Source organism: Jiangella ureilytica (assembly GCF_004348545.1).
GTDB classification, from domain to species: domain Bacteria; phylum Actinomycetota; class Actinomycetes; order Jiangellales; family Jiangellaceae; genus Jiangella; species Jiangella ureilytica.
The window spans coordinates 134,264-142,948 of sequence record NZ_SMKL01000004.1; the positions used below are offsets into that span (position 1 = coordinate 134,264).

7 protein-coding genes are annotated in these 8,685 nt (G+C 73.7%); 3 read left to right on the plus strand and 4 right to left on the minus strand.

Annotated elements, in window-relative coordinates:
- Window positions 1-95 precede the first annotated feature (95 nt).
- Window positions 96-1,991: a hypothetical protein gene (locus E1212_RS03040; protein ID WP_131978919.1), complete on the plus strand. Its 1,896-nt coding sequence runs from the start codon at window positions 96-98 to the stop codon at window positions 1,989-1,991.
- A 73-nt stretch (window positions 1,992-2,064) separates the two neighbouring features.
- Here the strand turns inward: E1212_RS03040 and E1212_RS03045 are convergent, their stop codons facing one another.
- Complete coding sequence (locus tag E1212_RS03045) at window positions 2,065-3,267, minus strand: hypothetical protein (RefSeq protein ID WP_131978922.1); 1,203 nt, start codon at window positions 3,265-3,267, stop codon at window positions 2,065-2,067.
- Between the two features lie 91 nt (window positions 3,268-3,358).
- Here E1212_RS03045 and E1212_RS03050 point away from each other — a divergent pair, with 91 nt between their 5' ends.
- Entirely contained in the window at window positions 3,359-3,661 is a 303-nt protein-coding gene (locus E1212_RS03050) for a hypothetical protein (RefSeq protein ID WP_131978925.1), read from the plus strand.
- Between the two features lie 27 nt (window positions 3,662-3,688).
- On the opposite strand, the gene E1212_RS03055 is transcribed toward E1212_RS03050, so the two are convergent.
- The 3 genes from E1212_RS03055 to E1212_RS03065 all read right to left on the minus strand — a co-directional run bounded on the left by E1212_RS03055 (window position 3,689) and on the right by E1212_RS03065 (window position 7,449).
- A complete protein-coding gene (locus E1212_RS03055) occupies window positions 3,689-4,240 on the minus strand; it encodes an SGNH/GDSL hydrolase family protein (protein WP_131978928.1) in 552 nt (183 codons plus the stop codon).
- Between the two features lie 2 nt (window positions 4,241-4,242).
- Window positions 4,243-6,459, minus strand: a complete 2,217-nt coding sequence (locus E1212_RS29870) for a glycosyltransferase (RefSeq protein WP_203416277.1) — start codon at window positions 6,457-6,459, stop codon at window positions 4,243-4,245.
- Between the two features lie 240 nt (window positions 6,460-6,699).
- Window positions 6,700-7,449 carry a TIGR03089 family protein gene (locus tag E1212_RS03065; protein WP_131978931.1) on the minus strand — a complete coding sequence of 250 codons (750 nt, stop codon included), beginning with the start codon at window positions 7,447-7,449 and terminating at the stop codon, window positions 6,700-6,702.
- Between the two features lie 169 nt (window positions 7,450-7,618).
- On the opposite strand from E1212_RS03065, the gene E1212_RS03070 reads away from it, so the two are divergent.
- A complete protein-coding gene (locus tag E1212_RS03070; protein ID WP_131978970.1) occupies window positions 7,619-8,524 on the plus strand; it encodes a DNA-3-methyladenine glycosylase family protein in 906 nt (301 codons plus the stop codon).
- The last annotated feature ends 161 nt before the right edge of the window (window positions 8,525-8,685 follow it).

The following is an 8,685-nucleotide window of genomic DNA, read 5'->3' on the forward strand; positions in this document are numbered from 1 at the left end:
GGCTCGTCGGTCAGCATCGGGCACGGATGACCACGACACGTCCATGAGGCGTGTCCGGAGGCCCTGCCCGATTGCCGACGACGAAGGGGAACGCCATGGGACACCCGGACGAGGGCGGTGGCGAGTACACGTCCATCGACGTCGACGCGCTGGGTCAGGCCGTCGACGACCTCGGGGCGACGCTGACCGGGCTGACCGACCACATCGCCGGGCTCGAGACCGACTTCGGCTACTTCGGGGTCAGCAAGACCAACCTCAACAAGCTCCTCGAGGCGAAGTCCGACCTCGAGAACATCATGCCCGACATGCGCCGCCGGCACAGTCTGGCCGTACAGCTGCTGGCCGAGTACCAGAGCAACGGCTGGTCCGGCGACGGCGTGCTGAACGTGCAGGGCACGGACATCCTCAACGACGACTTCGAGTCCATCGAGGACGCCCAGCAGGCCGGCCGCGAGCTGGCCGACCAGGTCAACAACGGCGACGGCGAGGTGCCGCCCGAGGTCTACGAGCAGCTCGAGCAGTACGGCCACGACCCCGACTTCGCCGAGGCGTTCATCAACCAGCTCAGCCCCGCCTCGCGCGGCCTGCTCCTGATCGACGCCGACCAGCAGGCCACCGCGTACGGCGACGAGGCGAACGACGGGCCGCAGCTGGCGGTGGCGAACGTGTTCTCGACCGCGAGCTTCCGCATCGACTACGACGAGGCGTTCATCGGCGGCATCAACCAGGCGCTGCTCGACAAGGGCCTGCACCCCGACGGCATCCGCATCGTCGACCGCATCAGTGCGCTCACCCAGCACGGCAGCTGGGACCACGGCTCGCTCGTGGCCTTCTCCGAGGCCGCGCTGCACGGCGACGAGAGCAACATCGGCCGGGTCGAGAACTGGGCCGCCGTCTACTCCGGCCTCGCGCGCAACCCGCGGGCCAGCGCCGAGTACATGGCCGAGCACCGGGAAGACGTCTGGAACCAGGCGCAGGTCATCGGCCCGGTCTCCAGCGAGGAGGACTTCCGGGCCGCGTTCGCCGACTTCATGCGGGCGGCGACGGTCGACTCCCGCGGGGTCTACGCGCGGCTGCGGCTCTACGACGAGAACCAGCCCAACCTCGCCGAGCAGAACGCCGCCTACCTCGTCAACCAGGTCGGTGGGCAGGAGGAGCCGTTCCCGTTCTTCGACGAGTACCGCGTGGTGTTCACCGACATCACCGAGGAGTACTGGGACGACCTCGTCTACAGCATGGGCTCGCCGGGCGGCGTCAGCGACAACCCCGGCCGCGACGGCATCGAGGTCGACCCGAGCGCATGGCAGGCCTTCGTCACCGAGGGCATGCGCGACCCCGACAGCGCGGCCCGGCTGCACCAGATGATGTACACCTGGTATGGCGACTACATCCAGGGCAGCGCGGGTTCTGAGAACGGCAACGAGCACTTCTGGGACGACCTGGTGTCGCAGCAGATGGCGGCCGCGTTCCAGGGCTCCTGGGACACCGTCCTGGGTGAGATCGCCGACGACGAGGCGGCCCGCGAGGAGTTCATCGGCTCGCTCGTCGACTTCGGCTTCAGCCTGGTCCCGCCGGACCCGCAAGCCCTGCTCGACATGGGCAAGGACGCCTTCATCGACGCGATGAAGAACACCATCACCCAGGCCATCGTCAACGCCGGCGGTGGCGAGGCGCCGCCAGAGCTCAGCTACGACTTCGCCAACGCGCACAAGACCTGGGTGGCCACGGCGGTCGCCGAGTACAACGCCGGCAGCGTCGACCCCTACAACGACGGCGACGTCACCTGGGAGGCCGACCCCTCGTTCTACGAGGAGCTCTACGGCGGCAGGTTCACCGATTCCTCGGGCAACGTCATCTCGCCGTTCCTGCCCAGTGGCCAGCCCAACCCGGAGTTCCCCGACGACCCCGCCTCGCTGCAGGCCTTCAACCAGTGGGCGCAGGACCCGGCCATGCAGGTCTACATCGGCGAGAACCACCACGGCCGGTTCTGACCGCCCCGGCCGGTTCTGACCGCCCCGGCCGGTTCTGACCGTCCCGGCCGGGGCGGGGCCGGCAGAGGCGTGGCTAGTCCTCGACGTCGATCATCACGATGATCTGGTCGTCCTCGCCGGTCGCCCCGACGGCGACGGTGTCGTCGTCGAGCCAGGTGGCCGGGCCGCCGAAGACGGCGGCGACCATCGCGTCGCCGCCGGGCGTCACGTAGAGAGTCGGGTGCGCGGTCTGCTGGTCGCCGGCCGCGGCGTCGGCGACGGCCTGCGCGCGGTCGCTGCCGTCCTCGACCCGCCAGCGGAAGGCGTCGGCGTCGAACCCGCTCAGCGCGCCCGTGCTGGCGACGATGCCGCCCTCGGCGTTGACCGCGAGGCTGAGCTGCGGGAATCCGGGCTGATAGTCGATGCTCGTCGCGGCGGCCGAGGCGCCGAACGGGCCGTCGGTGGCCGGCGGGATCTCGCCGCCGCCCGCCGCGCCGAGCACCGTCGTCGCGCTGCCGTCCGCGACGGCGTAGACACTCTGCGTGGTCTGCACGACGACCTGCTCGCCCGGTCCGGCCGCGATGGCGGACTCGCTGAACAGAGTGAGGTCCGCGGCGGGCGTGCCGTCGGGGAAGAACGCCGCGGCACTCTCGTCGTCGGTCAGGTTGCCGTCGTAGCCGGGGTTGGGGCGGCCGGCGACGGTGACCAGCGTGCCGTCGGCCTCGACCCGACGCAGCAGGTACCCGGCGTCGGCGCCCGCGGGGTCGGCCTGCTCGGTGAACAGCAGCCGGCCCTCGGAGTCGACGGCGATGTCGCCGACGTGGCCGAGCTCGGCCTCCGCGGCGGGCTCGCCGTCGGGCGTGACCGGCCCGGGCCCCTCGGGCTCTCCGGCCGGCACGCCCACCGCGGGCCGTAGCTCGCCGTCGGCGAACTCGAGGACGGCGGCCTCGCCGGCCTCCTGGCCGGCCTGGTCGAGCAGGACGTACACGGTGCCGTCGGGGGCCGCCGCGATCTCGTGGACCATGCCGGAACCGAGCTGGAGCTGGGTGGAGCGCACGACGCCCCCGGAGTCGATCCGCACCATGACGCCGGTGCCGGTGACGCCCCACAGCGTGCCGTCGCCGCCGGAGCTGAGCCGGGTGATCGAGTAGGGGAGCGCGGCGTCGGCGCCGGTGCCGTCGATGTCGTCGCCGCCGCCTGCCAGCAGCCGCACCTCGGCGCCGTCGTCGTCGGATGAACAGGCCGCCAGGATGGTCAGCGCGATGATGACTCCGATGACCGTTCTGCTGGTCCGCACGTACTCATCCTCATCGTCGGCGTCGTCGGGGCGTGCCCAGCCGCCCATGCTAGCCTCACTGAATCCGTGACCGAACCATAAGTAGGTAGTGATGAGCGACGACGTGCCCAACCCGTTCATCTCGGCGATGAACGGCCTCAAGACCCGCACCGAGAACGCCGTCGAAGCCACACCGAACATGGACGCCCCCACCCGGTCCATCGGCGAGGGGCCGGCCTGGACGGGCAGCAAGGCCCGCCAGGTCCACGACGACTACCTGGGCCCCAACGCCGGCCCGGTGAAGTCCGCGCTGAGCAACCTGGTCGCCGACGTCGAGGCCGCCATCGCCGAGCTCGACCCCATGGTCTCCGAGGGCACCGCGCGGGCCATGCGCTACGACCTGCAGATGCGCTGACGGCGGGGCCCGCGCCCCGCCGACCGCTCACACGCGCGGGGCCAGCGCGCCGAGCAGCAGCCGGTCGGTGTGCGTCAGCCCGTCCGGGCCGACGGTGACCGACGCGGTGCTGCGGTACGTCGCGAAGATCGTCGCCAGCGTCGAGCGCAGGTAGTCGTCCCACGTCTGCGTCGCGTGCGCCCAGTCGGCCGGGGCGATGAGCAGCTCGGCCGGGTAGCCGTAGGCGCGCGCCGCCGACAGCTCGGGGACGTCCATGACGACCACCGGGCGGAAGCCGGCGGTCAGCACCTGGAGCTCGGCCAGCTCGTCGACGACCTCGCGGACCCGCTCAGCGGGCAGGCCGAGCAGCAGCACCACGGCGACCGGCAGCCGCTCCCTGCCGATGCCCGCGAGCAGCCGGCCGGCGGTGACGTCGAGCGGGGTGTGCTGCTTGGAGTCGACGGCGAACAGCCGGTGCACGACCGCGCGGGCGGTGGCGCTGTCGCGGATGCGCGGCACGACGGTGCGGCGGGCGTAGCGGTAGCCCGGGATGCGGCGCACGTGCCGCATGACGCGGCGCGGCTTGCGGTGGTCGGCCATGGTCAGTCCTGCCCTTCGGCGACGAGGCCGGTGAGGATGCGGGCGGCGTCGGCGGCGCCGTTGCCCGGGTCGGCGTCGGCGACGTGCTTCACCATCGGCTCGCCGCGCTCGAGCAGCTCTGCGAGCAGCGGCTTCGCCTGGTCGACCGTGACGACGTCGAGCGAGTGCGCCCAGCCCTGGGCGGCCGCGAAGTGCGCCCGGCCCTCCTGGTCGTCCAGCGCGGTGGACCGGTTGGGGACGAACAGCGACGGGACGCCGAAGCGCAGCAGCTCGTGGTAGCTGTTGTAGCCGGTGGCGCTGACGGCGAGGTCGAAGGCGCGGTAGCGGCGCGACAGCGGGAAGTCGCGCACCACGTGGACGTCGTCGAGGCGGCCCTGGCCGGTCGCGATCTCGGGCTGGGTCACGCACACCTCGACGCCGAGGTCGCGCAGCGCGGCGACGACGGCGCCGAGGTCGCCGCTGGTGTCGTTGATGTTCCCCGCGCCCAGCGAGACCAGCGCGAGCGGCGCCGACGGGTCGAGGCCGAGGAACGCGCGGGCGTCGGCGCGGGTGTCGAGGTCGTCGCGGTCGAGCAGCGTCACCGGGCCGACGCGGGTGGCCTCGGCCGTGGCGGTGACGCCTTCGTCGACGGGCGCGGCGAGCTCGCCCGGCTCGAGGACGAGGTCGAACCAGCTCGACTTCGCCAGCTGGTCGCGGTTCATGCCCGGGCGCCACATGCCCCGTCGCGACCAGACCCAGCGGATGCCCGGGTAGGCGCGGCGCACCAGCCCGAGCCCTTCGTACGGCCAGGTGCCGTCGAAGACGACCACCGACGGGTGGATGCGCTCGATGGTCGCCGACAGCCGGGCGGCGAAGTAGCGGTGCCAGCGGGCCGGCTCGAACCCCGTCGCCGTCGCCGACGGCAGGTACTCGTACGGGTGCCCGAACCGCCCGACCACGGGCGCGGCCTGCGACAACGAGAAGAAGTGCGGCTCGAGCGCGGGCGTGCAGCGCTGCGCATAGGCCAGCAGCCGGGTCAGGTGGCCCATGCCGGCGCCGTTGCTGGTGACGAACAGGGCGCGGGGCGGGCGCTCGGCCGCGGCCTCCGCCGTTCCGAGGATGGCGGCCGACGACGGCGAGGGCTGCGGCGCCGCCGGGGTCGCGCTGGGCGCGCCGACGATCCGCTCGAGCCGGGCGACGTGCGCCTCGTGGCCGAACCGATCGCGCGCCGTCCGCTGCGCCCGCTCGACCTGGGCGTCGTAGGCGGCGCGGTCGGCGTAGAGGGCGTCGACGACGCGGCGGACGTCGTGCGGCTCGGCGTACACGGCGGCGTCGCCGAAGACCGGCTCGAAGTGCGGCGGCAGGACGGCCGGCACGCCGGTGGCCAGCGCCTCGAGGATGGTCCGGCCGAACGCCTCGACCCAGCGCGGGTTGTGGAAGTAGACGAAGAAGTCCAGCGAGGCCAGGAAGTCGCGCGGCGGCATGGCGCCGAACTCGAACACCTCCCAGCTCTCCGGCAGGTCGCCGAGCAGGTGCTCGACCGGGCCGGCGCCGCCGAGCACGCGCACCGTCCACGACCCGTCGACGGGGTAGACGGCGCGCAGGGTGGAGGCGTCGGCCGGCCACTTCTGCGGAGAGGACCGGCTGTGCCGCCCGACGACGGGGCGAGCCCCCCGCTGGGCGGCCCGAACGGCCGGGTCGACCGCCCACGCGTCGACGTCGATGATGTTGACCCAGTCGGTCTCGGCCAGCGTGTGCGCCGGCACCCGCCCCTCGATCGAGGTCCGGACGAGCGGCCCGATGGGCGCCCAGACCGGCTCGCGGCCGAACCGGTGCCGCGCGATCTCGTGCACGGCCTCGGGCCGGTAGTGCTCGTGCCCGTCGATGTCGAACGGCGCGGCGTTGGCGACGATGACGACGTGGTCGGCCTCGACCGGCGGCAGCTGCTCCGCGGCGTGCTGGAGCACCGCCGGGTGGCGCACGACGACGACCTTCGCGCGGACCGGCGCCCGGCCCACGAGCAGCCTCGCCCGGCCGGCCTCGACCCCCGCGCGGATGAGCCGGTTGACCGGCGACACCTTGGCGACCAGCGGCCCGTTGAGGCTGATCAGGCCGGTGGTGTAGCCGGCGCGGGCCTGCGCGGTGATCTCCTCGGCGATGCTGTGCGAGGTGCCACCGGGGAAGCGGAGGTCGGAGACGTCGAGGACGTCGACGGTGCGGGTGCCGGGGGGTGCGGGCATGGTTCCTGATCGTGCCACACCGCGAGCGCCGGGCCGACCCGGGCGGTGACCGCGGGCACCCTCGCGCCCGGTTCGTGCGTGTTCGGGCGCACGGCCGTGGGCCCTCGCTCCACCTCAGCCCGGCCTCATCTGGGAGGTCCTCCTCCCAGGCCGCCCCCGCCACCGGGCGAGAGTGCGCCGCGTCGCCGTGGGCGGCGACGCGGCGGCCGGGAGACCGGCAGAGGCCCCGTCCGGACACCCCTAGGCGACGGCGGCGGTCACCCGTTCGGACTCGGCGCGGGCGGCGCGGCGGGCGGGGTCCTCGTGACGGACCAGGACGGCCGAGCCGCCGACGACCAGCGGCACCAGGAGGGCGTCGAGCAGCGCCGGGCCGAGGTCGTCGGTGGCGACCAGGAGGCGGCTGCCCGGGCCGGCGCCGAGCTGCTCGGCCCGCCGCCGGGCGTAGTCGACCAGGCCGCCGAGCGTATGGACGGTGCCGGCCTGCTCGAGCGCCGGCTCGGCGTCGTCGGGCGCGGAGAGGGGGACGAAACGGTCGGGATAGCCGGGCACCTCGACGGCGTAGTCGGCGACGCCGGGCGGCAGCGGCTCGGTGAACCGGCCGCCGAGCGGGCGCAGCGCCAGCCCCACGACCTCGGGCGCGCCGCCCGCGGCCGCCGCGACGGCGTCGGGCCCGGCGACCGCCACCTGGACCCCGTCGGGACCGCCGCTGCCGCCGTCGTCGTCCAGGACCACGCAGGCGCCCACGGACCAGCAGGCGGCCGCCCAGGCGAGTGCCTGCCAGTGCGCGGGCAGCCGCAGCGCGACCCGCTCGCCGGGCTCGGCGTTCAGGCCGTCGGTGAGAAAGCCGGCGGTCTTGGCGACCCAGTTGTCGAAGGTGGTGGTGGACAGCTCGACGCGCTCGCCGGTGGCGTCGTCGTAGAACGTGAGGAACGGCCGCGCGCCGTCGCGACGAACCTCGGTGCGCAGCAGTTCTGCCGGGGTCTCACTCATGCGCCCAGCCTACGGTGACGACGCCGTCGCGCTCAGACAGCGGGGTGACGCCGAAACCACAGGCCAGCACGGGCGCGCCGTCGTGCAGGAGGCCGCCGATCCGCGGCGTCGGTGTGCCTCACGGGGAGTGTTCAGGAGTGTCGGCGGCCCGTGCTTGACTGGTCGGGTGATGGAGAGGACGTGGCGGCCGCGGCGCCCGGTCGACGTCCTGGCGACGCTCGCGGCACACCGGCGCGGGCCGTACGACCCGACGTTCCAGATCGACGCGCGCGGGCGGGTGTGGCGCACCTGCCGGCCGGGCGGCGAGCCAGCGACGGTGTGCGTGGCGCGCTCGGCCGGCGGCGAGGTGACGGCGACGGCGTGGGGTCCGGGCGCGGCGGCGGCGCTGGACGCGGTGCCCCAATGGCTCGGCTCCGACGACGAACTGGAGGGCTTCTCGCCGCAGCACCCCGTGCTCGCCGACGCGTTCCGCCGCTTCCCCGGCGTGCTCATCGGCCGCACCGGGCTGGTCATGGAGGCGCTGGTGCCGGCCATCCTCGAGCAGAAGGTCACCGGCACCGAGGCGTTCCGGGGCTGGATGCGGCTGCTGCGCAAGTTCGGCTCGCCGGCCCCGGGACCTGCGCCGGCGCGGATGCGCGTGGTCCCCGCGTCGGAGCTGTGGGCCAAGATCCCGTCCTGGGAGTACCACCAGGCCGGCGTCGGCCCGCAACGCGCGCGCACCATCGTCACCGCCGGCCGGCATGTTTCTCAGTTGGAGGAGACTGCTTCGTTGGGGACCGCCGAGGCCGACCGCCGGCTGCGGGCCGTTCCGGGTATCGGTGTGTGGACGTCTGCCGAGGTGAGGCAGCGCGTGTTCGGCGACCCCGACGCCGTGTCCGTCGGCGACTACGGCCTGCCGCACGCGGTCACGTACGCCTTCACGGGCGAGCGGCGCGGCTCGGACGAGTTGATGCTCGAGCTGCTCGAGCCGTACCGCGGCCACCGGCATCGCGCCTGCGTGTTGCTGCTGCGGGCCGGGGCGACCCCGCCGCGTCGCGGGCCGCGCGCTCCGGTGCGAGACTTTCGCGGGATGTGATGCTTTCTTGGGCGCCTGGGGTGGGTTGGGGTTCCCCCGTCCCCCTGCTGCCCATTCTCTCAGCCCCGGACGGTCGCCTCAAGCGGACCCTGGTGGCGCTTCGCGCCGTGGGGGTCCGCTTGACCCGCCCGTCCGGGGTCTAAGAACGGGCAGCTATCAGG